23 protein-coding genes are annotated in these 24,583 nt (G+C 60.9%); 10 read left to right on the plus strand and 13 right to left on the minus strand.

What is annotated here, in order from left to right; genetic code table 11:
- Positions 1-649: 649 nt before the first annotated feature.
- The 10 genes from NPS46_RS17680 to NPS46_RS17725 form a co-directional block, all read right to left on the minus strand.
- Positions 650-1,120 (minus strand): hypothetical protein, encoded by a 471-nt coding sequence (locus NPS46_RS17680; protein WP_274109351.1) that lies wholly within the window; start codon positions 1,118-1,120, stop codon positions 650-652.
- A 128-nt stretch (positions 1,121-1,248) separates the two neighbouring features.
- Positions 1,249-2,193 (minus strand): hypothetical protein, encoded by a 945-nt coding sequence (locus tag NPS46_RS17685; protein WP_274109353.1) that lies wholly within the window; start codon positions 2,191-2,193, stop codon positions 1,249-1,251.
- A 140-nt stretch (positions 2,194-2,333) separates the two neighbouring features.
- Positions 2,334-2,639 carry a hypothetical protein gene (locus NPS46_RS17690; RefSeq protein ID WP_003256906.1) on the minus strand — a complete coding sequence of 102 codons (306 nt, stop codon included), beginning with the start codon at positions 2,637-2,639 and terminating at the stop codon, positions 2,334-2,336.
- A 32-nt stretch (positions 2,640-2,671) separates the two neighbouring features.
- Complete coding sequence (locus NPS46_RS17695) at positions 2,672-2,959, minus strand: hypothetical protein (protein ID WP_274109355.1); 288 nt, start codon at positions 2,957-2,959, stop codon at positions 2,672-2,674.
- Complete coding sequence (locus tag NPS46_RS17700) at positions 2,956-3,084, minus strand: hypothetical protein (protein ID WP_274109357.1); 129 nt, start codon at positions 3,082-3,084, stop codon at positions 2,956-2,958. The genes NPS46_RS17695 and NPS46_RS17700 overlap by 4 nt, the downstream gene beginning before the upstream one ends.
- A 51-nt stretch (positions 3,085-3,135) precedes the next feature.
- Positions 3,136-3,744 carry a His-Xaa-Ser repeat protein HxsA gene (gene hxsA / locus NPS46_RS17705; RefSeq protein WP_274109359.1) on the minus strand — a complete coding sequence of 203 codons (609 nt, stop codon included), beginning with the start codon at positions 3,742-3,744 and terminating at the stop codon, positions 3,136-3,138.
- On the minus strand, positions 3,741-4,976 hold the full coding sequence (gene hxsC / locus NPS46_RS17710) for a His-Xaa-Ser system radical SAM maturase HxsC (protein WP_274109361.1): 1,236 nt from the start codon (positions 4,974-4,976) through the stop codon (positions 3,741-3,743). Before hxsC ends, hxsA begins: the two co-directional genes overlap by 4 nt.
- Positions 4,976-6,463, minus strand: coding sequence for a His-Xaa-Ser system radical SAM maturase HxsB (gene hxsB, locus NPS46_RS17715; RefSeq protein ID WP_274109363.1), 1,488 nt, complete (start codon positions 6,461-6,463; stop codon positions 4,976-4,978). Before hxsB ends, hxsC begins: the two co-directional genes overlap by 1 nt.
- Positions 6,460-6,759, minus strand: coding sequence for a His-Xaa-Ser system protein HxsD (gene hxsD, locus NPS46_RS17720; protein ID WP_122436946.1), 300 nt, complete (start codon positions 6,757-6,759; stop codon positions 6,460-6,462). Before hxsD ends, hxsB begins: the two co-directional genes overlap by 4 nt.
- A 346-nt stretch (positions 6,760-7,105) precedes the next feature.
- The gene (locus NPS46_RS17725; RefSeq protein WP_274109366.1) at positions 7,106-8,020 is read right to left on the minus strand and encodes a LysR family transcriptional regulator; all 915 of its coding nucleotides are present in this window, start codon (positions 8,018-8,020) and stop codon (positions 7,106-7,108) included.
- Positions 8,021-8,248: 228 nt separating this feature from the next.
- Between NPS46_RS17725 and NPS46_RS17730 the strand changes: the two genes are divergently transcribed.
- From NPS46_RS17730 to NPS46_RS17750, 5 genes are all read left to right on the plus strand, one after another.
- A complete protein-coding gene (locus tag NPS46_RS17730) occupies positions 8,249-9,274 on the plus strand; it encodes a zinc-dependent alcohol dehydrogenase family protein (RefSeq protein WP_274109368.1) in 1,026 nt (341 codons plus the stop codon).
- A gap of 567 nt (positions 9,275-9,841) precedes the next feature.
- Positions 9,842-11,326: a hypothetical protein gene (locus NPS46_RS17735; protein WP_274109370.1), complete on the plus strand. Its 1,485-nt coding sequence runs from the start codon at positions 9,842-9,844 to the stop codon at positions 11,324-11,326.
- 2 nt (positions 11,327-11,328) lie between these two features.
- Complete coding sequence (locus NPS46_RS17740) at positions 11,329-12,738, plus strand: PLP-dependent aminotransferase family protein (protein WP_274109372.1); 1,410 nt, start codon at positions 11,329-11,331, stop codon at positions 12,736-12,738.
- 56 nt (positions 12,739-12,794) lie between these two features.
- Positions 12,795-14,483 (plus strand): VRR-NUC domain-containing protein, encoded by a 1,689-nt coding sequence (locus NPS46_RS17745; protein WP_274109374.1) that lies wholly within the window; start codon positions 12,795-12,797, stop codon positions 14,481-14,483.
- Positions 14,480-16,732 carry an ATP-dependent DNA helicase gene (locus NPS46_RS17750; RefSeq protein WP_274109565.1) on the plus strand — a complete coding sequence of 751 codons (2,253 nt, stop codon included), beginning with the start codon at positions 14,480-14,482 and terminating at the stop codon, positions 16,730-16,732. The genes NPS46_RS17745 and NPS46_RS17750 overlap by 4 nt, the downstream gene beginning before the upstream one ends.
- Positions 16,733-16,735: 3 nt before the next feature.
- Here the strand turns inward: NPS46_RS17750 and NPS46_RS17755 are convergent, their stop codons facing one another.
- Together NPS46_RS17755 and NPS46_RS17760 are read right to left on the minus strand one after the other, a co-directional pair.
- A complete protein-coding gene (locus tag NPS46_RS17755; protein WP_007932676.1) occupies positions 16,736-17,011 on the minus strand; it encodes a peptidylprolyl isomerase in 276 nt (91 codons plus the stop codon).
- Between the two features lie 58 nt (positions 17,012-17,069).
- Positions 17,070-19,607, minus strand: coding sequence for a PAS domain-containing hybrid sensor histidine kinase/response regulator (locus NPS46_RS17760; protein WP_274109392.1), 2,538 nt, complete (start codon positions 19,605-19,607; stop codon positions 17,070-17,072).
- Positions 19,608-19,733: 126 nt separating this feature from the next.
- On the opposite strand from NPS46_RS17760, the gene NPS46_RS17765 reads away from it, so the two are divergent.
- The 5 genes from NPS46_RS17765 to NPS46_RS17785 all read left to right on the plus strand — a co-directional run bounded on the left by NPS46_RS17765 (position 19,734) and on the right by NPS46_RS17785 (position 23,717).
- A complete protein-coding gene (locus NPS46_RS17765) occupies positions 19,734-20,900 on the plus strand; it encodes a PilT/PilU family type 4a pilus ATPase (RefSeq protein ID WP_274109393.1) in 1,167 nt (388 codons plus the stop codon).
- 16 nt (positions 20,901-20,916) lie between these two features.
- Positions 20,917-21,711 (plus strand): AraC family transcriptional regulator, encoded by a 795-nt coding sequence (locus NPS46_RS17770; protein ID WP_274109394.1) that lies wholly within the window; start codon positions 20,917-20,919, stop codon positions 21,709-21,711.
- An 83-nt stretch (positions 21,712-21,794) separates the two neighbouring features.
- On the plus strand, positions 21,795-22,754 hold the full coding sequence (locus NPS46_RS17775) for a quinone oxidoreductase family protein (protein WP_274109395.1): 960 nt from the start codon (positions 21,795-21,797) through the stop codon (positions 22,752-22,754).
- Between the two features lie 110 nt (positions 22,755-22,864).
- Entirely contained in the window at positions 22,865-23,290 is a 426-nt protein-coding gene (locus tag NPS46_RS17780; RefSeq protein ID WP_274109396.1) for a YciI family protein, read from the plus strand.
- A gap of 22 nt (positions 23,291-23,312) precedes the next feature.
- The gene (locus NPS46_RS17785) at positions 23,313-23,717 is read left to right on the plus strand and encodes a VOC family protein (protein ID WP_274109398.1); all 405 of its coding nucleotides are present in this window, start codon (positions 23,313-23,315) and stop codon (positions 23,715-23,717) included.
- A 12-nt stretch (positions 23,718-23,729) separates the two neighbouring features.
- Here the strand turns inward: NPS46_RS17785 and NPS46_RS17790 are convergent, their stop codons facing one another.
- Positions 23,730-24,449, minus strand: coding sequence for an HPP family protein (locus NPS46_RS17790; RefSeq protein ID WP_274109400.1), 720 nt, complete (start codon positions 24,447-24,449; stop codon positions 23,730-23,732).
- Positions 24,450-24,583 lie beyond the last annotated feature (134 nt).

Raw genomic sequence — 24,583 nt, forward strand, 5'->3', positions numbered from 1 at the left:
GGTGCACTCGGTTTCGCGGGGACCTCAGTGACTAACCAAGGGGCGAGGCTTTGCACAGGCCGGTGTAGGAATGCTGTTTCGCGCCGTAGCCCCAGTGCCTCACGTACGTTCTCCTTCGAGGAACTGCGCACGTCTTTGCAACTGATCCCCGCAAAGACCTGCAAGTGAGACGGACGCTCTCCCGCACCAGGTTCAAGTACACAGACGTCAAGCTCGTGTCGGGCCTTGCGGGGGGCGTTTCCCGGATATCCGCCGTAATGCGCCCAGCTCAGCGACTCAAACTCGACCGATGTCCAAGCTTCCCCTACTGGTCGGCCAGCGGCATCGAGCAGATCAAAGTGTGAGAATCTCTGGCGATCAGCTAGAGCTGGTTTACTCGCCACAATCACCTCAGACGCTTTACCTCCTTTGGAAGGTGGCCGATGAATGATTGACCCTTTAGGGTGTGCACGCCGAAATACCCTCAGCAAGCGAGCTAGAACCAGCATTTCGTACAGCTTATCGCGGGTCACCGCTTGTAGTTGCAGAGGGGGAGGCGCTTTCGCGGCAATATCGAAGAGCGCGCCCACGGCTTTGACCAAGTCAGGTGCTGCCGGTTGGTTCTTCTTATTTTTCTTGGTGCTTGCCGCCAGGGGTGATGGAGTGGTACTCATAAATCCTCGTTGGTCTCTCGTGGGAGAAATTTGAGCAACGCTTCCCGTAACGCAATTTGCTGCTTCGTCGGGCGCCGTCCAAGGTTATGTCGTAGGTTGGTTTTTCGGTTGCCGACGCGCATATGCATTGACTCGACCTGCTGGTCGCGTGCGAGCAACTCGTTGAGTTCCCGGCGAACTGCCTGTTCGGTTCCGCTGTTCACCGGAAAAGCCAGCACCATCAGTAACGACAGGGCCTCTTCAAATCGCTCTTTGGTCTCGCTGCGCCTTGCGGCTTCCGCGTAGCCGCTGCTTGACCTATTACGCTGTGGCTCCTCTCCAAGGGGCTCATCAGGCTCGACTGGCGCGCTGAGCTTCGCCAGCTCCATGAACTGGTGCACCAATGGTCCCTCATACGTGCAAGCTCGTCGATGTATCTCGCGAAGTGCCTGTTCCAGGTCGTCCTCACCTCGTAATGTGATCTGCATGTTTCCTCCATGATTGTTTCAGTGTCGTGGGTCAGACAGCTATGCCGTATTTTTTCAGAGACGATTGTGCGACCTTGACTCATCCACTGATGTCTCAAACTTCTGTCCTGCTGGCTCGGCAACCAGGTTTAACGCAGTATCGAGTCAGACTTAGTCTCTGAAGCAGCGCTGCTGAGCAGCCAAATCAGCGCAGGGGATTGCTTGACGTGTTCTGCCATGGTTGTCATTGCAACCTTGAGAGGCGGAATAGTCGACACCACGACATCGTAATTCTCGGCAGGCTGTAAACGAACGCCAATGATGACACTTTTGTCTTCTTGTTCGCGGGCGTAGGCAATAAAGCCATTCTCCAACGGATGCACATATTCTCCAGTCCGCACGTCGGGATAGTTTGGGGCCTTGTGGAAATCACTTCGTAGTGCAATGACTTTGGTCACGGCCTTGAAGGCCGGGCTGAAGTTGTCGGTAAGGTAGTCGTAGCTCATGGCAAATAGCACGCTAATGATAAGAGCCCCTGCACCATGGAACATGATCATACTGCGAGATTGCTTGAATTTAGCCTGAAAGCCGAGGAGCGCGGTCAAGCGGGTCATATGTTGCCAGGCTGCTTCGAATGGCAGGCTGATCATCGCGATGACCATGATCAGCATTGCTGTCAGACCAAGGAGTATTGCCACCACAAGCAGCCACGATGGAATGTAAAACAGCAACGCGAGAAAGCCGACTGTCAGATCAAAACTTTGAGGGGGCAGCCCTAACGTCTCGGCAACCGCGAAACGCGCGCATGCTGTGGATATCAGCAGTGCAAGCAGATGCATAATGATGATGGGCGTTTTGGCGAATGGCTTATCCCATGCTGTATGGAGCCAGCGGGCGAAAGGGATGCACCAGGCAATGAATCCGCAGATTATCAATGCAGCCGCGACCGTCGTCCCGATGGTTAGCGCGGATATGCCCGTATATTGGGAAGCTGCAATCGTGATGAGGTACGTAACTACCGAGGCGAGATAGAACCGTTGGGATACGGAATATTGCTGGAATTTGGCGAGCAGTTTTGCTTTCAGAGCTATCATTTTTCATCCTTGAACTTCTTTTCAGTGCTTCTAAATCCATGCGGATAGCAATGCTTGGCCGCCTTGATGTACGTCTTGTTCTGCCAGTTGAGGCGGATGACCTCGTGGCGGCCCATCAAACCCACACGAGTTCAGCTTATTTATGTGGGCACGAATGACGAATCAATCGGCTGGCAGACAATTCGCCACATCCCGCGTACGCCGTCTTCGACCCAAGTGCCTTCCAGCACATTCGAGCCTTCGAAGCGGTGCAGCGTTGCTCTGCCGTCGAAGCCTTCTGCTTGCAGTTCGTAATGCCCCAGGCCTTTTGCCTGGCCTCGGTATTGCCAGGTCTGCCCCGCGTCGTCATAGGAGACGGTGATAAACTCGATGTCGATCGTAACCTTGCAGGGTTGATCAAACGACGCGGCACTGCTGGGGCGGAAGGTGTCCATTTTGGCGTACATGTTGGCGTCCTTGTAAAGATATCAGGAGCTGTTCAGGGCAGCAGCCAAGTGCTGTTTGGGGTGGTGGACCGGATGCCGACTGCCTGGCACTGCTCCAGAATCGGCAGAATGTAAGTGATATTGGTGCGGCCCGGCTTGCCTTCTGCTCTGTAACGAGCCGCCTGGCAAAGTGGGCCGGCTTTTTCGTACGTATGGTTGGAGTTGATTTCCACCGCTTGTGCTTGGCCGAAATGACTGTTATCGGCGAGGTAGTCCAACGTTTGCTGGAAAGCTGCTCGAGTCAGCGCCAACTGCGAGTCTTCCGACCCGGTCTCAATCACAACGCGATTTGCATCACGGTCGTGATTCGGAAACGGGCGCTACGCGACGGTGTTTGCAGTTCCTTGCCTTGCAGGCGGCTGATCAATGCCCAGAGAGTGTTGTCGACTTGAATGATGTGCTGCATGGGATAATTTCCTTCGTTACTGAACGGACGCTAGCTTTAACCTGAAGCGATTTATGGAATCTTGATACCCAACGCATTCAGCGATGGCGTATCCATCCGGCCATTCACGGTCAGCCCACTGTCCATCTGAAAGGCCATCAACGCACCTCGTGTCGCCTTGCCCATCACCCCATCAATGGTGCCTTGGTAATACTGGCGCACCATCAGCGCGGTCTGCACACGGGTGACCAGGTTGCTTTTCTGCTCATTGGTCGCGCGGCTCTTTGAAGTGCTCGAACTTGTCCCGCTGGTAGTGCCAGACGACTGATAAAGGCTGTTGCTGCTTGACGTACTGCTCGAAGCACTCGGCGCGCTGTAGCTTCGGGTACTGGTAGCGGGTGGGCTGTAGTAGCGAGGTGCGCTATAGCCACCCGAGCCGCTGTAGTGAGAACTGTGCGAACTGTGGGATCGGTGCGAACTGTGCGATCGATGTGCCGCATAGATGTTGACGGTGTCTGACGCATTGAGCGTATCGGCAAATACCGGGGGCTGTAGCTTGTCGTTGGGTTGCCAGTTCGCATCGGCGAGCGACAGATGGCCCGCCTGTGCCAGGGTGGTACCTGCCATTGGCAGCAAGCTGATCCCACTGATCAGGACTTTCCAGCGGTCGAGCAATTTCACTGTGCACTCCTTGCATAGGCGCTAAAGGCCTCGGTCGATAGTAGTTGTACGCCGCGGCTCTGCCAGCGGTCGGTGTGGGATCTGAAGAAGCCAGAGCAATGTTTGACGGCAGCGCATTGCTGGCAGGTATCGATGAACAGGTTCTTCCAGTCCGAGATGCTCTGGCGGGCGAAGCGCGAGAGGTGGGCCGGGATCAGGCACAGGGGCAAGTTGTAGATCGAAACCGGCACTCCGCGGTTGAACAGGAAATAAACGGCCTGGCTCAACGACTCTTGATAGTCCAGCGGGTCAACCCACAGTTCTTCGTAGTTCTTCCTGGCCAGGCCGGTACTTTCGATACCCATCAGCGCAACATGCCGCACGAAGGGCAGGTTCCTGAACACGTAGTGGGTGAGTTCGGGCAAGCGTGGAGTGGTCAGGCGATTGAGCACCACGCGTATCTCGATGATCTGGTTGGCGCGCGCCAGGTTGTAAAGACCTTGCAGGGTTTCGCTGAACGCGCCTGGAGCCTGCACCACATGGTCATGGTCTTCGGCATTGTCGGCATACATCGGGATGCCCCAGCTCAACTGAGGGTGGCCGATTGCAGAGAGCGCTGCGATCCAGCTAGGGTCTTGGAACAGACGCCCGTTGCTGAGCACATGAATGGATTTCTGCGGCAAAACGGCTTTGCACTTGGCCAGGATTTCGAGCAGGCCGTCGCGATAAAGCGTTGGTTCTCCGCCGCTGATTCCCAGATTTTCCTCGCCCGGGTCCATCAGGTCGATCAGCCGTAGGTTCTCCTCGATGTGCCAACGGTCATCGATATCTTTGGGCGGCTGCGAGCACATCAGACAGAGGCTGTTGCAACGATCAGTCATGAACAGCAGGTTGCTGTCTGAGCCTCGTCGATAGAGCACTCGCACCATCGCGTTGCCTGGTGTGATGGCAATGACATCGCCGGGCTGCACGACATCCGCATCTTTAGGGGTGTGCAGGTGTGGCCGCGCGCTGTCGAAGTCGCCGATCAATGGCTCCGGGATCAGGAATCCACCCACTGGTAAAGAGAGCAGGTGAGGGCTCCGTAGCCGTTCTTCGTTTGGCAGCCAAAGCAGCAGGTCACCGAACTCAGCGCTTCCGGCACAAACAGCCAGGCCTTGTTCGATGAACTCATCCAGAGTGATGACCTTGAGCAGTTTCGGCTCATTCAGGTGATGGATTTCGAAGTGGGTATCTTTGCGCAGCATCGCCATCAGCCCCTGTAACCCGGGAACCGGACATCGTCGTAAGAGCGCCTGTTCAACCAAGACAGCAGCACCCTTTGCACGTTGTCGTCGCCATCGCAAAGCAGGACGAAAAGATGCTTCAGCAGCCCCATGTTCTTCTTGCAGAAGCTGCTGAACACTCGGTGTCCGATCGGGTCAGATTGGCGGGCATAGTGTTCGACGGGGTCAGCACCACAGTACGGAACAAGTGCGCAGTCGGAGCAGCCCGGCAGCGCCTCTGCTACGCCACTGGCGAGCAACGCATTCATAACGGGCGATGCGAGTAATTCAGGCAATGGTTGCTGCACTGTGCCGAGCCTCAAGCCGTCTTCACCCATCTCCAGTAACATTCGGGCTTCGTCCGAGGGATAGACGTAACCGTCATAGTTGTAAACCAGCGCCGCAGTGCCTGCGCCCGCAGGGGAGCGCAGGTCTACATATCCGGAGGAGAAGGGTGTCAGGATATTCTTCAGCAACAGGCTCGTATAACTCTCTGAGAGGTATACGCCCTGTTGGTTGATATGCAGCAAATAGGCCAGTGCCTTCTTGTAGAAGGCCAGGTATCGCTCAATAGGGTAATCAAGTCGATGGGCACTCTTGGTGGCAAACCCATAAGGGCTCAGAGGTCGAAGCGAGATGCTGGAGAAGCCCTGGTTTACATACTCATCGATGATCGCTTCAGGCTGCTCGAGGCTTCTTGAAGTCAGCGTGGTCAGCGCGGAAACTGCATTATGGCCAAGGCGCTCACGGACCCACTGGATGCCTTTTACAGTGCGTTCGTAGGAGTCTCGTGACGGGGTAGGGCGGTTGGCATTGTGTAAGGGCGCCGGCCCATCGAGCGAGGTCGAAAACTGGATGCGATTTTGTTCTGCGAAGTCGAGTATTTTCTCCGTCAGGTGGTGCAGCGTCGTGGTGATAACGAACTGGATATCCCGTTGTTCGACCACGTTCCGCTCGACGACCCATTCGACAATCTGGCGGACGCGCTCGAAGGCCAGAAGCGGCTCGCCACCCTGAAACTCCACAGTCAAGGCGGGAGCGTTCGATTCGAACAGGCGATCGACCGCCGCCTGCGCATCCGCTTCCGATAGGTCGTGGCCGGATCCTCCCAGAGGGGCCCGCGACACCTGGCAGTACTGGCAGGTGTGGTTGCAGCGCAATGTAACCACGAACAAGTGCAGTGCAGGGCCATGGAAGAGGAAGTCCTTGCGGCTGCGATACTGCGCGGCCATTTCTGGAAACGGGTCGTGGCGGCCTGGTTCGTAGATGAAGTGGCGGGCCAGCAGGTCCTTGTAGAAAGGCGTACTTGCTTGAACGTCGAAGTAACTGAGGGCTCGTAATTGCGCGTCGTTCACGTGCATGTACTCACCGGTATCGGAGGTGAGCAGGATGTCACGGTCATTTCCCGAGTTCATGCGCATGAATCGAAAAGGCAGCAAGCGGTAGTGCTTGGCGTCTGTCGCAATCAGTGTCACTGCGAAACCCCACATCCAGCGAGCGCGGCTCGGGCCAGGACTTCGCGCAACCCTGCTGTTTCGCGGTTGATGTGGTCGCGTAGGGCGAAGTCGTTCAGATGCTGGAGGATCAGCGAGTGAGCCTGCTCCGGGGAAAGCGTTAGCCTTGCTTCAGCGGGGTGGGCCGTGAGGCTTATCTGATTGGTTTCAATACCGACCTGGATCGCGACAGTGTCGGCCAGGGAATAAGCGGCGCGTTGCACCACGCTGAGCGGGTAGGCTGCGCTGTCGAGTTTCAGCGTGACTGGCCATGTCATCGGAACCGCTCCTTCAAATCCGCTGGAAACGTGTGGATTTTGCAGGTTGCTTAGGCATTATGCCATCATAATTTTTTGCATTTGCACGCATTTGTCCAGCGTGGTGGGTGGTGCGCTCACTACGGCTCGGCCATTGATACGGGGTAGGGCCGAGGGTTCATATCTCCCTCAGTCCACCCATCCTCATCAATAGCCTGCTTGGCCTCAGGCTGGGGGCATCCTTTTCAAACCATCCAAAGCATGCCCTCAAATATGCCCCCAATGTAGCAATCCACTGGAAGTGAATGGAGCTCCATGGTTTGTGGAAAGGCAAAAATGATCAGCTGAACAGCCTGTTAGACGACCCCTAAAGACTCTCAGGATCCCCAAAGAACATCTGAATCCGCGACCGCAACCAGCGTTCGCTCGGGTCATTGTCCTGGGAGCCGCGCCAGGCCATATGCAGCTCGAACGTGCGCATCGGCAAGGGTGGGTCTTCGGCGCGGATGCCGCCGGCGGCGGTCAGGGCCTCGGCGGTGTAGTCGGGTACCGTGGCCAGGATATCGGTGCCCGCCAGCAAGGTGCCCAGGCCATTGAACTGGGGCACGGCGAGCACAACATGGCGCTTGCGGCCGAGCTTTTCCAGTTCTTCGTCGATAAAGCCGCTCAAGTCGCCGGCGAACGACACCAGTGCATGGGGGCGCGCGCAGAAGTCGTCCAGGCTCAGGGCGCCGGGCATGCTGTCGGCCCGCAATAATTTGGGCTGGCTGCGGCGCAGGACTTTGCGCTTGGCGTTGGCCGGCAAGTCGGTGGTGTAGCTGACGCCCACGGAGATTTCCCCGGAAGTGAGCAGCGCCGGCATCAGGATGTAGTTGACGCGACGCACCACCAGCACGATGCCAGGGGCTTCGGCGCGCAGGCGCTTGAGCAGCATCGGCAGCAGGGCAAATTCGACATCGTCGGACAGGCCGATGCGAAAAACGGCGGTACTGGTTGCCGGGTCGAAGTCGGCTGCGCGGCTGACGGCGGTGGAAATCGAGTCCAGGGCCGGCGACAGCAGTTCGAAGATCTCCACCGCCCGGGCAGTGGGTTCCATGCTGCGTCCGGTGCGCACGAACAGTGGGTCGTCGAACAGTCCGCGCAAGCGCGAGAGCGCGGCGCTGATCGCCGGCTGGCCGAGGAACAGCTTCTCGGCGGCACGGGTCACGCTGCGTTCATGCATCAGGGTTTCGAATACGATCAACAGGTTCAGGTCGACGCGACGCAGGTCGTTCCGGTTCATCTTGAGTCCTGGCTGAGTCACTTAAACTTGATGAGAGCGACCCCGGGCAATGGAAGGTCGGGGTGAATCTTACGGGCAAAGGCTGGTACTCTGCACCGGCTAATTCACTTTTACCGGTGGCCCCGGCATCAATGCCAGGCATGTCGACTATTAACGGCCACTGATAGTTTTGCTTGCAAAGCCCGGATAGAGTTCAGGGCATTGAGGTTCTTTCTGACGAGGTTTGCGATGTCCCGCATGATCCGTTTTCACAAGTTTGGTCCGGCCGAGGTGCTCAAGTGCGAAGAGCACGGCGTCGTTGCGCCGGGGCCCGGTGAAGTGCAAGTGGGCGTCGAAGCCATCGGCATCAGCTGGTACGACGTGCTTTGGCGGCAAAACCTGGCTTCGTCCCAGGTTCGCCTGCCTGCCGGTATCGGCCATGAGATGGCCGGCGTGGTCACGGCGCTGGGCGCCGGTGTCGAGGATTTGAAGATCGGCGACAAGGTCGCCAGTTTCCCGGCGCAGAGCGCCAATGATTACCCCGTCTATGGCGAGCAGGTGATCTTGCCGCGTACGGCGTTGACCCGTTATCCGGATGTGTTGAGCCCGGTGGAAGCCGCCGTGCACTACACGCCATTGTTGATTGCCTACTTCGCGTTGGTTGATCTGGCACGGGTCAAGCCGGGGCAAAGCGTTTTGGTCACCGATGCGAGCCACTGCGCCGGTCCCTGTTTTGTGCAGTTGGGCAGGGCCTTGGGGCTCAAGGTGTTGGCGGCGACCAAGCTGGCCAGCGAGCGTGATTGCCTGCTGGCGCTGGGCGCCGACCAAGTGATTGTGACCGAGGAGCAGGATCTGCTGATGCAGGTCCAGAAGTTCACCGACGGCCGCGGGGTCGATGCCGTATTCGACGGCCTGGGCGGCCCGCAGATGTCGTTGCTCGGTGATGTGCTGGCTCCTCGTGGCAGCCTGGTGTTGTATGGCCTGCAGGGTGGTAATCAAACCCCGTTCCCGGCTTGTGCAGCGTTCCAGAAGAACATCCAGTTCTTTGTGCACTGTATCGGCAATTTTACCGGCAAGCCGGAACTGGGCATTGCCCAGGATCAGGCGGCACTCCAGCGGGCCCTGCGTGAAATCAACCAGTTGACCGCCGACCGGGTGTTGCTGCCACTGCCGAGCAAGGTGTTTGCCTTCGAGCAGTTTGTCGAAGCGCACCGCTACATGGATGGCTGCCCATGCCGCGAAAGGGCGGTGCTCACGGTTGGAACTGTTGAGTAGGTCTTTTAGCTTGTTTTTGTAGGTCGATTCTTGGTTTCGCTTTTAGACCTCGTCAATGTTCGCTGCTGGATAACTGAGAACACCTTGCCGTACTGGCGAGGTGTTTTTTTATGGGCGCGACTCAGTCTGTCTGATAGCGGCTTGTTGTTGGATTAGTCAACTTTACAGTGGCTTCGGTTTGCTTAACTGAGTGGGTTTATTCCGCAGATCTGTATCTTTTAATTATGCATTTGGCGCCGATAATCGCTAGTAAGTTTTTAGTTGTGGCGAAACGCCTACGTATAAATTCTTAGTTGTTGTTCGGTTCGGAGTGCTTGGGGCAATCGCCATCTTTTGCTCGAGCTCTCTGATTCTTGGTCAAGCTGTTGGCCCCGCTTGAAGGTACCAGAAAAGGCGGCTGCGGGTTGCAGATGGTGCACCGCTACGCACTTTTACACAACATTGTGTTTACCGTCTGGCCCTGTCTTCAAAGGTATCTTCTCATTTGAAATTAGCAGGGGTCGGGAGTTGGCCGGTGTGTCGAGTCTTCATGACGCTACATGGAGGCTCAGTATCGATAAGGATGTTATGAACTCCATTCATCAGCAAGCCATGACCTATGTTTATAAACAAGTACTGCAGCGCTTGCTTAGTTATCTCGGACGTTCTGAACGGGCGGCACTTCAACTCTTGTGCCAGCGTTTGATTGTTACGGCAGGCGGGCTGGACCGTATAGCCGATTATAAGGTTCTGCTGGCCCACGGCGGTGGCAAGGACAGCAGCTATACCCTGGCCCTGTTGCGAGCGGCACAATTGAGCATTGCTGCCCGTTCGCCTGCGACATTTGCTTTGCGCGTCGCCACGTTGCGCCATCCGGGAGTGACCTCTGTGGTCATGAGCAATATCCAGCGCGGATACAGCGCGCTGTTTCTCCACGACGATCCGCGGGTCGAGTTGCTGATGATCGATCACGATCAGGTGCAGCCCTTTTCACATCAGAGCGCAATCGACGTGGCCAGCCGGGACCGGCATCGCAGCACCCTGCTGATCAATGCCCACCTGACGGCGGGGGACGGTCGTTCCAGCTTCTGCAATCACTGTTACCTGACAATGAGCGATCTGTACCTGCGCGCCAGTCGGTGGGAGGGCGGGGTCGATTTGTTGGTCAGTGGCGATTCAGTGCGAGAGCAAAAGCGCTATCTGGCTTGGCTCTCGCGGGTCGCGCGGACACCTGGCGAACCACGGCGGGCCAGGGTCATGGACCTGGCTTCATTCGGGCAGACCTGTGCCCAATTGCGCCACGACTATCAGCGGCAGTTAGGCGACCCCGAAGCCGTTCCGGTCGCTGCTCTGCCGGCGGCGGTGCGGCCGACACTGTTTATGGGCCTGCATGACCTGATCGGCGCGCCGCTGGAGTTACGCTGGTCGTTGCTGCAGGAGTTTCTCGGGTTTCGTTTCGATGACCTGTCCTTCCATTTCAGCGAATCCGACTGCGCCAACCCTCTGCTGATGGCCCATCTGCGCGGATTGCAGGCCGAGCAGGTCAGGGGGCTGAGCTACTCCGTGGGCATCGGCGAGTACCTGCAACTGGCCGAAGCACTCATGCGGAAAAAACGGATGCCAGCGTTTCTGATCGAGCAGGCGCTGAGTGCCTATGATTCGGCGCAGAAGATCAAAGCCCGCCGTGGCCTGGCAGCTGCCTACGCACAGGATGCCTTCGGGCTTAACGAGCATAGCTTGGTGTGCCTGTTGTTCAGCCCTTTTGTCGACCGCGGCAAAGGGCTGGAAAACTACCTGCGGCAGGTGCATCCCGGCATGCTCGTGGCCTTGGCCGAACTGCACCGGGCGCTGATGGCTCAATCGGCGTCCGAGCAAGCGATACGGTGGCTGACTCGGATCAGTGGACTGTCCCTGCTCTCTCTGCAGAGCCTGTACCGCATGCAACGTGTGAATTTCAATGACCCTGACAACCTGATCGCGCGCATTCGCTGTAGCGACCCTGACAAGCACCGTGTCACCGTGATCGATTGTGCCACTGGCGACTCGGCCAAAGTTCTGTTGTCGGGGCGTTGAGGGTGTCCCGAGCGAGTGGCAAGAAACGCAGTGACTTTGCTTACCAGGCGGTCTACCGCTATCTGGTCAGCCTGATCAATGCCACGGACAGCCATGTCCGGGTCAAGCTACCGTCCTTGCGCCGTTTGGCCGAGCGGCTGAATGTGTCGATCTCGACCATCCAGTACGCCTATTCGCTGCTGGAGAAGGAAGGGCGCATCTATTCAGTGGCCAAGTCCGGCTACTACGCCTTGCCAGTGCATGGTGGCCCCTTGTGCAACGGGGTCCAGGATGTGCTTGAGCGCCTCTACGTGTATTCGCGACGACCCAGGATGGTGCTGCTTTGTTGCGACGAACCCGGCGCGCTGCTGCCCCTGGATGACCCGTTGCGGATGTTGGAGCGTGAACTGGCGCGCCAGTATCCGCGCCGTTCGCTGTCGTACTTTCAGCCATTTGGCGAACCTGAACTGCGCACGGCGCTGGCTGTACGCTATACCTCTTCGCCCCAGCGCTATTGGCATGCGGAGGACGTCTATATTGGCGCGGATCTGCGCAGCGTGCTGGAAATCCTGGTGGCCGCGCTGGCGCTGGAAGGCAGTACGGTGGTGGTCGAGTCGCCTTGCGACTGGGTGCTCCTACGTCTGCTGAAGGCCGGCGGTGTCAGAGTGATCGAGTGGCCGCTGAATGCAGATGGGCATCGCGAGCTGAGCGTCCTGAAGCAGATTCTTGATCGTGAGCCGGTTCGCCTGTTGCTGATGTCTTCTACCGCCGGTATGGCTCAGTGGGTGATGCCGACGCTGGAGGCACGCTGCCAACTGGCCGAGCTGCTGCATCAGCGTGAGATCTGGCTTCTGGAAAACGACTGCCATGGCGGTCTGTGTCACCAGCAGCCAGTGGTTCGCCTGCGTGAACTGGTCAATCCGGATCGATTGCTGGTGTTCTCCAGCCTGGAGAAGGTCATGGGCTCGGAGGCGCCGTTCGGATATCTGCTGTCGCGCCATTTCCGCGCTGAGCTCCAGCGCCATTTTCTGTTGCGCGCGTTTCGCCTCTCGCCAACCCGTCAGAAAGCGATTGCGCGTCTGTACCGCAGCGGACAGGTCGATCAGCACTTGGCGCAATTGCGCCAGGTGTTACGCGAGCGCATGAACGTCATGACCCGATGGTTGGAGGTGCATCTGGACGCTTGCCTCGAACTCCATGTCAGCCAGGTCGGGGCGACGATCTGGCTGCGCCTGGCCGAGCAGGTGGATGTACGCCAGGTCTTCGAGCGATTGCTGGGGCAGCGCATCGTGATTGCACCGGGTGAATTGTTTAGCCTGGAGGGCAGGTATCGGCAGTATGTGCGCCTCAGTGGCACACTGGATGGCCCCGAGAACCTCGAGCGGGCAATCAAGCTGCTGGCCGATGCCGTGCGTAGCGAAACGCACGGCTAGGCGCCCGCCTATCCAATACTGTTTGCCGGGATGCAAGCGAACTGATATCTGTACGCATGAACAGTATTAATTTGCCATGGTCCGCTGCTCTCGTGACGCTCAATCCTTTCGATGATCCCTTCTACTACCTGACTAATTTCGAGCAGGCGCTCGCCTGGCTGGCCGAGCGCTATGGCGATTTGTTGGTGGCCGAGGAGCTGGACTTTATCTGCGCCTTTGGCCAGTTGCCCAAGCCGTCCCGGGCCTTGCTGGTGCGATTGATCATGCGCAAGGGCGTGCACTTTCGTCAGGGCAAGTTGAGCTACGTGGAGATCCCCGAGGTGGCCGAGGCCGCGGCCCCGCTGATAGACCTGGGTTGGCTTGACTGCCACGCGCCACTGACGCTGGATGCACTGTTTGCGCTGCTGCAAAAGGCCGAGATCGTGCAGGTCTTCAAGGCCTCGATCCCGCACGCGACGCTGAAGAAAACCGCCTTGTTCGAGGCGCTGGCGCCCCTGTTCCCGCAGGCGCAGCGGTTCGATCAGTGGTGCCCGGCTCTGGTCGAGCAACTATTGACGCTGACCCTCAGGCCGTTGTGCGATCGGCTGCGGCTGATGTATTTCGGCAATCTGTACCAGGACTGGTCGGAGTTCGTACTCGCCGATCTGGGCGTGCTGAGCTATGAGAAAGTCGAGTTCTCGGCCCAGTCCCGTGGGTTGCGCAGTCGCGCCGATATCGACGCTTATCTCTACCTGCAGGCGTGCCGCGAGGCCTTTGAAAGCGCTGTGCCGGTGGCTGAGGTGTTGCGCCTGATCGAGTCGTTTGGCAGCGACAACCCCTGGCTGGAGCGACGGCGCGACAAACTGCTGTTCCAGCTGGGCCAGCACTGCGAGCGCCAGGCCGACTGGCCGACAGCGCGGGCGATCTATAGCGCCTGTGTGTACCGCGAAGCACGGGTGCGGTTGATTCGGGTGCTTGAGCGCGAAGGGGAGTATGGCGCCGCATTGGCCCTGGCGGAGCAGGCAGAACAGGCACCGCATAATGCCGCTGAATACCAGCAGGTCCAGCGCCAACTGCCGCGTCTGCAACGCAAGCTGGGCCAGATGCCACGGGCCCGGTCGGCGGTCCGGCCGGTCGAGCGTCTCGATCTGGAGCTGGTCCTCTGCGAGTTGCCATTGTCGGTGGAGCAGCGGGTGCAGCAGCATCTGGACGAGGCGTGCGGGCCGGTGCATTACGTCGAGAACGGCTTGATCAATTCGCTGTTCGGCCTGTTGTGCTGGCCGGCGATCTTTGCACCCTTGCCAGGGGCTTTTTTCCATCCGTTCCAGAGCGCCCCGGTGGACTTGCTGAGCGATGATTTCTACCCGCAACGGGCCGAATTGTTCGCCAACTGCCTGGCTGAGCTGGCCGACGGGCGTTATCGGCAGACCATCAGCGAGCGCTTCAAAAGCAAGTACGGGCTGCAATCGCCCTTTGTGTTCTGGCGCCTGCTGAGCGACGAGTTGCTGGAACAGGCCCTCGATTGCCTGCCCGCGGCGCACTTGCAGCTGTGGTTCCTGCGCCTGCTGGAAGATATCAAGGCCAATCGCGCGGGTATGCCCGACTTGATCCAGTTCTGGCCCGGCCAGCATCGCTACCGGATGATCGAGGTAAAGGGCCCGGGCGATCGCCTGCAGGACAATCAACTGCGCTGGCTGGAGTTCTGCGCCACCCACGGCATGCCGGTCACGGTCTGCTATGTGCGCTGGACGCCGCCATGTCCGTGAGTTATCAGATCGCTGTACGGGCGTTGTGCGAGTTCACCGCCAAGACCGGTGACCTGGACCTGCGCTTTACGCCGGCCCCAACGGCCCAGGAAGGCATTAGCGGGCACCGCACGGTGGCGGCCCGGCGCAGTGCCGACTACCAGAGCGAGCGGTTGCTTGAGGGGGTGTTCGAGCAGTTGCAGGTCCGTGGCCGTGCGGATGGCTATGACCCGCAGAGTCACTGCCTGGAAGAGATCAAGACCCATCGGGGCGACCTGGCGAAACAGCCGGCCAACCATCGGCAGCTGCATCGCGCGCAGTTATGGGTCTATGGCGCGCTGCTGTGTCGGGAGCTGCAGTGCACTGAAGTGCGGCTGGCGCTGGTGTATTTCGATATTGTCAGCGAGCGCGAGACCCGTCTCGAAGAGCAGTGCCACGCGGTCGAACTGGAGGCCTTTTTCGTCGCCCAGTGCACGGCGTTTCTCGCCTGGGCGCAGCAGGAGCTGGCCCATCGCGAGGCGCGTGACCGGGCGGCCCAGGCCCTGGTGTTCCCCCATGCCGATTTTCGCCCGGGCCAGCGGGCCCTGGCCGAGTCGGTGTACAAGGCGGTCAGCACCGGCCGTTGCCTGTTGGCTCAGGCGCCCACCGGCATTGGCAAAACCCTGGGCACGCTGTTTCCGCTACTCAAGGCCCTGGTGCCGCAGCAACTGGACAAGCTGTTTTTCCTGACGGCCAAGACCCCTGGTCGCCAGTTGGCCCTGGACGCGGCGCATGTCCTGTTTCGGCAAAATCCGCAATTGCCGCTGCGGGTGCTGGAAATGGTCGCCCGCGACAAGGCCTGTGAACATCCGCAGCTGGCCTGCCATGGCGACTCCTGCCCACTGGCGCGGGGTTTCTACACGCGCCTGCCGGCCGCGCGCCAGGCCGCCAGCCAGGTAGCGCTGCTCGATCAGGCCGGCCTGCGCGAGATTGCCCTGGCCCACCAGGTGTGCCCGTATTACCTGAGCCAGGAGATGGCACGCTGGAGCGATCTGGTGATTGCCGACTACAACTATTACTTCGACTTTGGCGCCTTGCTGTTCAGCCTGGCCCAGGCCAGCCAGTGGCGGGTCGCGGTGCTGGTGGATGAAGCGCACAACCTGGTGGAGCGGGGCCGGCAGATGTACAGCGCCAGTCTCGATCAGCAGCGCCTGGACGCCGTGCGCCAGGCCGCACCCGCCCCGCTGGCCAAGGCCTTGCAGCGGCTGCACCGTGAATGGAACGCCCTGCACAAGGCGCAGGACAGCGCCTATCAGGCCTATCCCGAAGCCCCGGGCAAGTGGTTGCTGGCCCTGACCCAGTGCCTCTCGGCGATTGGCGACTACCTCAACGAACAGCCCCAGGCATTGCAAGGCGATTTGCAGAGCTTCTATTTCGAAGCCTTGCAGTTTTCCCGGGTGGCCGAGGCGTTCAACGAGCATTTTCTCTTCGATATCAGCAAGCGCGAGGCGGGCGGGCGGCGCAGTCGTTCACGCTTGTGCCTGCGCAATGTGGTGCCGGCCGATTTTCTGCGCCCGCGCCTGAGCGCGGCGCGCAGTTGCGTGCTGTTTTCGGCCACGCTCAACCCCCGGCACTACTACGCCGATCTGCTGGGGCTGCCCGGCGATACCGCCTGGGTCGATATCGAGTCGCCGTTCCAGCGCGAGCAGTTGGACCTGCGGATCGTCAGTCATATTTCCACGCGTTACGCCTATCGGCAGGCGTCCCTGAAGCCCATTGTCGAGCTGCTCGCCGAGCAATACGCGCAACAGGCCGGCAACTACCTGGCGTTTTTCAGCAGCTTCGATTATCTGCAGCAGGTGGCTGCGTTGCTGGCGGAGCGGCATCCTCAGGTGCCGATTTGGCAGCAATCGCGGGGGATGGACGAAGGCGAGCGCCAGGCCTTTCTCGAGCGTTTCCAGGTGGGCGGCTGCGGGATTGGCTTCGCGGTACTGGGCGGGGCCTTTGGCGAAGGGATCGACTTGCCGGGAGAGCGCCTGATTGGGGCCTTTATCGCGACCCTGGGGCTGGCACAGCTGAACCCGGTCAATGAGCAGTTGAAGGTGCGCATGGGCGCGATTTTCGGCGCGGGCTACGATTACACCTACCTGTATCCGGGCTTGCAGAAAGTCGTGCAGGCCGCCGGGCGGGTGATTCGTGGGCCCGAGGATCGCGGCGTGGTGGTGCTGATCGACGACCGTTTCACCGAGGCCCGGGTGCGGCGCTTGCTGCCGGCCTGGTGGGGCGTTTAAGGCCTAGTCGCGGTAGAACACCTGGACCAGGTGATAGCCGAACTTGCTCTTGATCGGGCCGTGTACGGTGCGCAGCGGTTTTTTGAAGATCACCTGGTCGATGGCCCCGACCATCTGCCCCGGGCGCACCTCGCCCAAGTCGCCGCCGCGCTTGCCGGACGGGCAGGTGGAATATTTCTTAGCCAGTACATCGAAGGCCTCGCCCTTGGCGATGCGTTGCTTGAGTTGCTCGGCTTCTTCGGCGGTTTTCACCAGGATATGACGGGCTTGAGCTTTCATTGACACGGTACCTTGAGACGTTGCTGCAGGCGGCGGGGCGCGCGATTATGCCTGAAGATCAGCGCGGTTGGCCGATCATCTGCCGAATCTTGTTGGCCAGGAGATCGATGGAAAACGGCTTGGCGATCATGTCCATGCCGGTGTCGAGAAACCCCTGGCGCTCAGCCGCCATCTGCGCGTAGCCCGTCATAAACAGCACCTTGAGCCCGGGCCGCTGTTCGCGGGCGATTTCCGCCAGTTGCCGGCCATTCATGCCCGGCAATCCGACATCGGTCACCAGCAGGTCGATGCGTCGCTCGGATTCAAGCAGGGCCAGGGCGCTTTTTGCATCGCCGGCCTGATGGGCGTGATAGCCCAGTTCCTCGAGCACATCGAGGACCAGCATGCGCACGGCCGGATCATCCTCCACCAGCAAAACGCTCTCGCCGGCCTGGGCATAGGGCGCCTCGACGTCGCTGGGCAGGGGCGTTCTGTGCGGGTCTGCCGCGTGATGGCGTGGCAGGTACAGGCACACCCGGGTGCCCTGGCCCGGCTGGCTCTCGATGGTCACATGGCCGCCGGACTGCTGGGCAAAGCCGTAGATCATCGACAGCCCCAGGCCGGTGCCCTGGCCGATGGGCTTGGTGGTGAAAAACGGGTCGAAGGCCTTGGCCAGGATCAGGGGGCTCATGCCGGTGCCGTTGTCGCTGACCGACAGCATCACGTAGTCGCCGGCCTTGACCGGCTCCAGGGTATTGATATCACTGCCGTTGAGGTAGCTGTTGGCCGTTTCCACCCGCAGCACGCCGCCATGGGGCATGGCATCGCGGGCATTGATGACCAGGTTGAGCAGGGCGTTCTCCAGTTGGCTGGCATCGCTGTTGACCGGCCAGACGTCCTTGCCCAGGCAGACCTTGAGCTCGATATGTTCGCCCTTGGTGCGGCTGAACAGTTCTTCGAGCGACTGCACCAGCTGATTGGGCTCCAGGCGCTTGCGGTCCAGCGATTGGCGGCGGGAAAAGGCCAGCAGGCGGTGGGTCAGGGCGGCGGCACGTTGGGCGGAGGCCACGGCCGCATCGGTGAAACGGCCGATCTCGGCGCTGCGCCCGGCGGCGATATAGCGCTGCATCAGGTCCAGGCTGCCGATGATGCCGGTGAGCATGTTGTTGAAGTCGTGGGCGATGCCGCCGGTGAGCTGGCCGACCGCCTCCATCTTCTGGGCATGGCGCAGGGCGTCTTCGGCGCGCGCGCGTTCCTGCATTTCGCTTTGCAGGCGCAGGTTGGCTTCGGCCAGGGCATGGGTCCGTTCGCCGACCCGTTCCTCCAGGGTCTCATTGAGATTGAGCAGGGCCTGCTCGGTCTGGCGGCGCTCGGTTTCATCGTTGACGAAGATATAGAAACCATTGGCCGAGCCATCCGGGCCGTAGCGCGGCAGGTATTTCATCAGCGCGTGGCGGGTACGGCCGTCGCGATGGGCCGAGTCCAGTGCAAAGGTGCAGGGCTTGCCGGCCAGGGCGGCGGCGATGTAGTCGGCCCGGGTGGCGTAGGCCGCATCGCCGAGGACTTCGCGAATGCTTTTGCCGTACAGCTCCTGGGGCGTCTTGCCGTACCAGTCGAGATAGGCGCTGTTGTTCAGGCGAAACCGCTCCTCGTGATCGACATAGCCGATCAGCACCGGCATGGCGTTGATGATCAGTTGCAGCTCGGTCTGGCTCTGGCGCAGGGCCTGCTCGGTGGTTTTGCGCTCGCTGATATCCAGCGCCGCGCCGAGGAAGCGCGAGGGTTTGCCGTGGGCGTTCTTGTAGCAGCGACCGCGCGCGAACATCCAGCGCACCTGGCCGTCGGGGCGCTGCAGACGATATTCCTCGGCGTATTCGCGGCCGTGGGTGATGCAATCTCTGATGCTGCGCGCGACCATGCCGCGATCATCCGGGTGGATCCCCAGCAAGTAGTCGCTGATGGGCAGGGCCTCGGCCTGCAGCGGGTCGATCCCGTGCATCTGGGCAAAGCTGGCATCGGCGATAAAGCGGTCTTCGATAATGTCCCAGTCCCAGGTGCCCATGGAACCGGTGGCTGCGACCGCTAGTTGCAGGCGTTCCTCGATGGCGTGTCGGGCCTTGGCGCTGGCGTCGGAGCGCTGTTGCAGTTCCGAGGTGATGCGCCGGCGTTCGTTGGTTTCGATGGCGGTGACCAGCACGCCGGCCACCTGCGCGCTTTCGTCGCGGACCGGGCTGTAGGTCAGGTCCAGGAACAGCTCGTAGGTTTGCCCGTCGCGTTGCAGGATAAAGCGCTGTTCGCTGTAGCTGCGCACCTGGCCCTGGAACACCGCCTGGTAGATCGGGTCGGTGAAGGCCTTGAGTTCCGGCCAGCTCAGGTCCGCGTCCTGGCCAAAGGCGTGGGGATGCTTGTCGCCGATCAGGCGGGCAAAGCCGTCGTTATAGAGTTGGGTCAGCTGCGGGCCCCAGAGCAGGAGCATCGGCATGGGCGAGTGGATCACGATGTCCACCGCCGTGCGCAGGCTTTGCGGCCATTGGGTGGCAGCGCCCAGGGGGCCATTGGCCCAGGCTCGGCGGGCAAGCAGGCTGGCGGTGCTGTCGCCGGCGGGAGGTAGAGTCATCTAGCGGTCCTGAGCGTGAAGCTTTGAATTGCGCCTGGGTTCAATATCATAGAGGCTTGCGGGACCCAGCACAGCCGTAGCCATGCCCGGTTATCCCATTCGACTGTTTTACGGACGTTTTTTTCTATGGAAATTCATGCGCTATTGAGGATCCTGGCCAGCCAGGACGGTTCGGATCTGTACCTGTCGACCGGCGCGCCGCCCTGTGCCAAGTTCAATGGCGTGCTCAAGCCCCTGGGCAGCGAAGCCCTGAAGATCGGCGAGGTAGCGGCCATTGCCGAGGGCATCATGGACAACGAACAGCGTCTGCAGTTCGAACGTGACCTGGAAATGAACCTGGCGATTTCCTTGTCCGGGGTCGGGCGGTTCCGGATCAATATCTTCAAACAGCGCAATGAAGTGTCCATCGTCGCGCGCAATATCAAGCTGGAAATTCCCCGTTTCGAGGACCTCAAGCTGCCGCCGGTCCTGCTCGACGTGGTGATGGAAAAGCGCGGCCTGATCCTCTTTATCGGCGCCACCGCCTCGGGCAAGTCGACCTCCCTGGCGGCGCTGATCGACTACCGCAACCGCCACAGCAGCGGGCATATCATCACCATCGAGGACCCGGTTGAGTACATTCACCGGCACAAGAAATCGATCATCAACCAGCGAGAAGTGGGGGTCGACACCCGTAGCTTCCACGCCGCGCTGAAAAACACGCTGCGCCAGGCCCCGGACGTGATCCTGATCGGCGAGATCCGCGACCGCGAGACCATGGAGCATGCCCTGGCCTTTGCCGACACCGGGCACCTGGCCATTTCGACCCTGCACGCGAACAACGCGAACCAGGCGCTGGACCGGATCATCAACTTTTTCCCGGAGGAGCGGCGTGCGCAGTTGCTCAATGACCTGGGTAACAACCTCCAGGCCTTTGTCTCCCAGCGGCTGGTCAAGAGCCTGGACGGCAAGCGCCGGGCCGCCGTGGAAGTGATGATGGGCACGCCGACCATTCGTGACTTCATCAAGCGCAACGAGTTCGACGAGCTCAAGGGCATCATGGAGAAATCCGTCAGCCAGGGCATGCAGACCTTCGACAGCGCCCTGTACGACCTGGTGGTCGAGGGCGCGATCGACGAAGAGGAAGCCCTGAAGAACGCCGATTCGGTCAACAACCTGCGCTTGCGCCTCAAGCTGCACCATGACGGCGCCATCACCGCCCAGCCAACGGTTGCACCTGCCGCACCGGTGGCGGCCAGTGAAGTCGATATGAAGGACTGGGGGCTGGTTGACGATGGCGACAGCCCGACTTAAGGAATAACCCGCTGCCATGGCTCACGCCGCTCCGCCCGACTTTGCCGCGCTTGTCGTGCCTGTGCAGCCACTGGCGCGGACTTACCCGCGCGGCTGGCTGATCGAACCCCATCAGCATGACTGGGGGCAGTTGCTCTACGGCATCAGCGGGGTGATGTGGGTCGAGACGCCGCAGCAAGCCTGGGTGGTGCCGCCGCAGCGGGCGGTCTGGCTGCCGCCGGGGGTCGAGCATGGCATCCGGGTGATTGCCGAATTGCAGATGCGCAATATCTACCTGCGCCCGGCGCTGGCAGCGACTCTGCAATCGCAGGTCCAGGTGATCGAGGTCGATGGCCTGTTGCGCGAACTGATTGTGGCCCTGGTGGCGCAAGAGCAGGACGCCGATCCCGCGTATTACCAGGCCCTGGCCGAATTGACCGTGCTGCAACTGCGTCGCGCGCCCCGCAGCCAACTGCGGGTGCCGTTGCCCGATGGCTCGGACCGGCGGCTACTCAGCCTGTGCCGTGCGGTGATGGCCCAGCCCTCGCTGGCGATCGCCTTCGAGCAGCACGCGCTCGATGCCGGGGCCAGCGTGCGGACCCTGACGCGGCTGTTCCAGAGCCAATTGGGGATGGGCTTCGCCCAGTGGAGTCGGCAGGTGCAACTGGCCATGGCCCTGGGCGGGTTGATCGAGGGGCGGGCCGTCAGTGCTATCGCCCACGACCTGGGCTACTCGCCAAGCAGTTTCAGCGACATGTTCCGCCGTGAACTGGGCCATTCGCCCTCGTACTACCTGGAGTATCCGGGCGCAGCGCACAGGGTTGGCCGATAGGCTGAAGTCTTTGGCCGATGCCCCTGGATGCTCGGCCATAGACTGGCGCTCTCTGCTGAAACCTTCGATGGAGTGCCCTGTTGATGAAAGCCCTGCAATTCTCCCGGACCGGCGACCTGGCGGCCTTGAACTATGTTGAAGTGCCCCAGCCGGAGGCGGCTGCCGGCCAGGTGCTGGTGGCCGTCAAGGCCGCCGGCCTCAACCCCAGCGATGTCAAGAATGTGCTCGGGCGTTTTCCCTACACCACGCTGCCGCGTATTCCTGGTCGGGATTTTGCCGGAGTCGTCGTCCAGGGCCCCGAGCATCTGCTGGGCCAGGCGGTTTGGGGCACCGGCAGCGACCTGGGTTTTACCGGTGACGGCTCCCATGCGGCCTACCTGACGTTGCCGGCCGACGGCGTCGCGCTCAAGCCGGCGTCGCTGAGCTTTGCCCAGGCCGCGAGCCTGGGGGTGCCCTATACCACCGCCTGGGATGCGCTGGAGCGTAGCCAGGTTGGTCCCGGCACCACCTTGCTGGTGATTGGCGCCAATGGCGCGGTGGGCCGGGCGGCCCTGGCCCTGGCGCAGATCCGCGGGGCGCGGGTACTGGCGGCGGTGCGTCGCCCTGAACAGGCGCAGGCCTTGCAAGCCTGCGGGTACTCGGTGATCGAGTTGCAGGCCCCCGAGGCGCTGGGCGAGCAGGTGTCGAGCGTGTTCCCCGGTGGGGCGCAGGTGGTGTTCGATACCACGGGGCACTGGCTGCCGGCAGCGGTCTCGGCCCTGGCGGTGTTTGGGCGGATCGCGATCATTGCAGCGCCCCTGGACGGTCATGTGCAGTTGCCGGCCCTGGGTCTCTACCGTAAGGGCGGCGCGTTGATCGGCACCAATACGCTGCTGTACAACTGCGCCGCGTGTGCGCGGATGTTGGAGCAGTTCGGCGGCTATTTTGACCGTGGCCTGCTGCCGCTGCCGAACGGCCTGGTGGAGTCGCCTCTGGCCGACGGTCCAGCGCGTTATGCCGAAGTCGACCGCGGTGCCAGCGCCAAGGTCATCCTGGTGCCGTGATGACGGGCGGTGCAGGCGCGACCGCCGGCCCTGGGCTAAACCTTTGAATACACCGGCCGTGCGCGATCTCGCACGGCCTGGTTATTCACTGGCCGCCAGGAGACAACACCGTGCGCTTCATGATCATCATCAAGGCCAGCCCGGAGTCCGAGGCCGGGCAATTACCCAGCCAGGCGTTGCTGAGCGCCATGGGGGCCTATAACGAGGAACTCGCCAAGGCGGGAGTGATCCTGGCAGGCGAAGGCTTGCAGCCCAGCTCGCGGGGCGCGCGAGTGCATTTTTCCGGGAGTCGACGCCATGTCACTCACGGCCCCTTCAGCAATGCCGGCACCTTGGTCGCGGGGTTCTGGATCTTTAACGTGGCTTCGTTGCAGGAAGCCATCGACTGGGTGCTGCGCTGCCCGAATCCGATGGTCGGCGATGCCGAAATCGAGATTCGGCCGCTATTCGAAGCCGAGGATTTCGGCGAGCACCTGACCCCTGAACTGCGTGAACAGGAAGCCCGCCTGCGTGCCGGCCTGGCCGCAAAACCCTGACCGCCTGCCGAGGAGTCATGCCATGAAAATCAACCCCTACTTGGTCTTCAGCGGCGACTGTGAAGCCGCTTTTCGTCTTTATGCCGAGGCCCTGGGTGGCAAGCTCGATCTGCTGAAGACCTTTGGCGAAAGCCCGGCCTGCGCCGATATCCCTGCGCACTATCGCGACAAGATCATGCACGTACACCTGAGCCTGGGCGACCAGGCGCTGATGGGCTCGGACTGCCCGCCGGGGGTGCCTACCGGCCCGATGCAGGGCTGCTCGATTTCGGTCAATGTTGCCAGCGTGGCCGAGGCCGACCGGGTGTTTGCCGCGCTGTCCGAAGGTGGCGAAGTGCGCATGCCGCTGGACAAGACCTTTTGGGCCCAGCGTTTTGGCATGTGTGTCGATCGTTTCGGCGTTTCGTGGATGGTCAACTGCGAGTAAGGCCCGGCGCGCTCAAGGCTGGCGCGACAACACGTCGCCGATGCTACGCCGCCGCGCATGCAGTTCACTGGCGCGGATCAACTGCTCCAGGTTTTCCTGGGTGATATCGATGAACTCGGGCATCTGCGCCAGGGCCTTTTCCAGGTCCTGGGCGGTGATGCCAGCGGGATCGCCAGGTGCTGGGTCGCTGATAAAGGTCGCGGCCGGTTCGAGGTGGACCTTGGGGTAGGGCACGCGTGTCAGGTTGTTGTAGGCCAGCGCACAGAGCAGCATGATCAGCGCCGCGAGCATCACCGGCGCCACGGCCAGCCAACCCATGCCGAGTAGCGAGGGTTCGCCCATCACCAGGATCAGGGTTAGCGCGGCGGCGGGTGGATGCAGGCAGCGCAGCAGGCACATCAGTGGCAGGGCAATGGCAATGGCCAGGCACGCCGTGGCCAGGGAATGACCGAGCAGGCTGACCAGCAGCAGCGAGACCAGCGTCGCACACAGGTAGCTGCCAAGGATCGACCAGGGTTGCGCCAGATTGCCCGATGACACCGCGAACAGCAGTACCGCCGAAGCGCCCAGCGGCCCGACCAGGTGCAGGGCCAGGGGCATATCAAAGACTTGTGCGCAGAGCCAGACACTCAGGAATGTTGCCAGGGCACCACCGATGGCGGCGCGGGCCCATTCGGCGGGACGGGTGTTAGTGGGGGTGGGCGTAAGGCGGGTGAGCCAGCGAGCAGGCATGGGCAAAGGCGATCCAGAGCTATTTGACGGTAAAAAAAAGGGCTCGGCTGGTAGACCAGCAAGCCCTTGAAGGTTCCTACATTTGGGGGAGGAACCGACACAGTGTGCCGAGCCCTCAAGGCCCTGACAAATTA

It is taken from the genome of Pseudomonas putida (assembly GCF_028682395.1).
GTDB lineage: Bacteria > Pseudomonadota > Gammaproteobacteria > Pseudomonadales > Pseudomonadaceae > Aquipseudomonas > Aquipseudomonas putida_AB.

Excerpts from the sequence above, each read along its gene's own strand:
- NPS46_RS17680 (WP_274109351.1), bottom strand. The coding sequence starts at position 1,120 with ATGCAGATCACATTACGAGGTGAGGACGACCTGGAACAGGCACTTCGC.
- NPS46_RS17685 (WP_274109353.1), bottom strand. The coding sequence starts at position 2,193 with ATGATAGCTCTGAAAGCAAAACTGCTCGCCAAATTCCAGCAATATTCC.
- NPS46_RS17690 (WP_003256906.1), bottom strand. The coding sequence starts at position 2,639 with ATGTACGCCAAAATGGACACCTTCCGCCCCAGCAGTGCCGCGTCGTTT.
- NPS46_RS17700 (WP_274109357.1), bottom strand. The coding sequence starts at position 3,084 with ATGCAGCACATCATTCAAGTCGACAACACTCTCTGGGCATTGATCAGC.
- hxsC (WP_274109361.1), bottom strand. The coding sequence starts at position 4,976 with ATGGCGATGCTGCGCAAAGATACCCACTTCGAAATCCATCACCTGAAT.
- hxsD (WP_122436946.1), bottom strand. The coding sequence starts at position 6,759 with ATGACATGGCCAGTCACGCTGAAACTCGACAGCGCAGCCTACCCGCTC.
- NPS46_RS17725 (WP_274109366.1), bottom strand. The coding sequence starts at position 8,020 with ATGAACCGGAACGACCTGCGTCGCGTCGACCTGAACCTGTTGATCGTA.
- NPS46_RS17730 (WP_274109368.1), top strand. The coding sequence starts at position 8,249 with ATGTCCCGCATGATCCGTTTTCACAAGTTTGGTCCGGCCGAGGTGCTC.
- NPS46_RS17735 (WP_274109370.1), top strand. The coding sequence starts at position 9,842 with ATGAACTCCATTCATCAGCAAGCCATGACCTATGTTTATAAACAAGTA.
- NPS46_RS17745 (WP_274109374.1), top strand. The coding sequence starts at position 12,795 with ATGAACAGTATTAATTTGCCATGGTCCGCTGCTCTCGTGACGCTCAAT.
- NPS46_RS17755 (WP_007932676.1), bottom strand. The coding sequence starts at position 17,011 with ATGAAAGCTCAAGCCCGTCATATCCTGGTGAAAACCGCCGAAGAAGCC.
- NPS46_RS17760 (WP_274109392.1), bottom strand. The coding sequence starts at position 19,607 with ATGACTCTACCTCCCGCCGGCGACAGCACCGCCAGCCTGCTTGCCCGC.
- NPS46_RS17765 (WP_274109393.1), top strand. The coding sequence starts at position 19,734 with ATGGAAATTCATGCGCTATTGAGGATCCTGGCCAGCCAGGACGGTTCG.
- NPS46_RS17770 (WP_274109394.1), top strand. The coding sequence starts at position 20,917 with ATGGCTCACGCCGCTCCGCCCGACTTTGCCGCGCTTGTCGTGCCTGTG.
- NPS46_RS17775 (WP_274109395.1), top strand. The coding sequence starts at position 21,795 with ATGAAAGCCCTGCAATTCTCCCGGACCGGCGACCTGGCGGCCTTGAAC.
- NPS46_RS17785 (WP_274109398.1), top strand. The coding sequence starts at position 23,313 with ATGAAAATCAACCCCTACTTGGTCTTCAGCGGCGACTGTGAAGCCGCT.
- NPS46_RS17790 (WP_274109400.1), bottom strand. The coding sequence starts at position 24,449 with ATGCCTGCTCGCTGGCTCACCCGCCTTACGCCCACCCCCACTAACACC.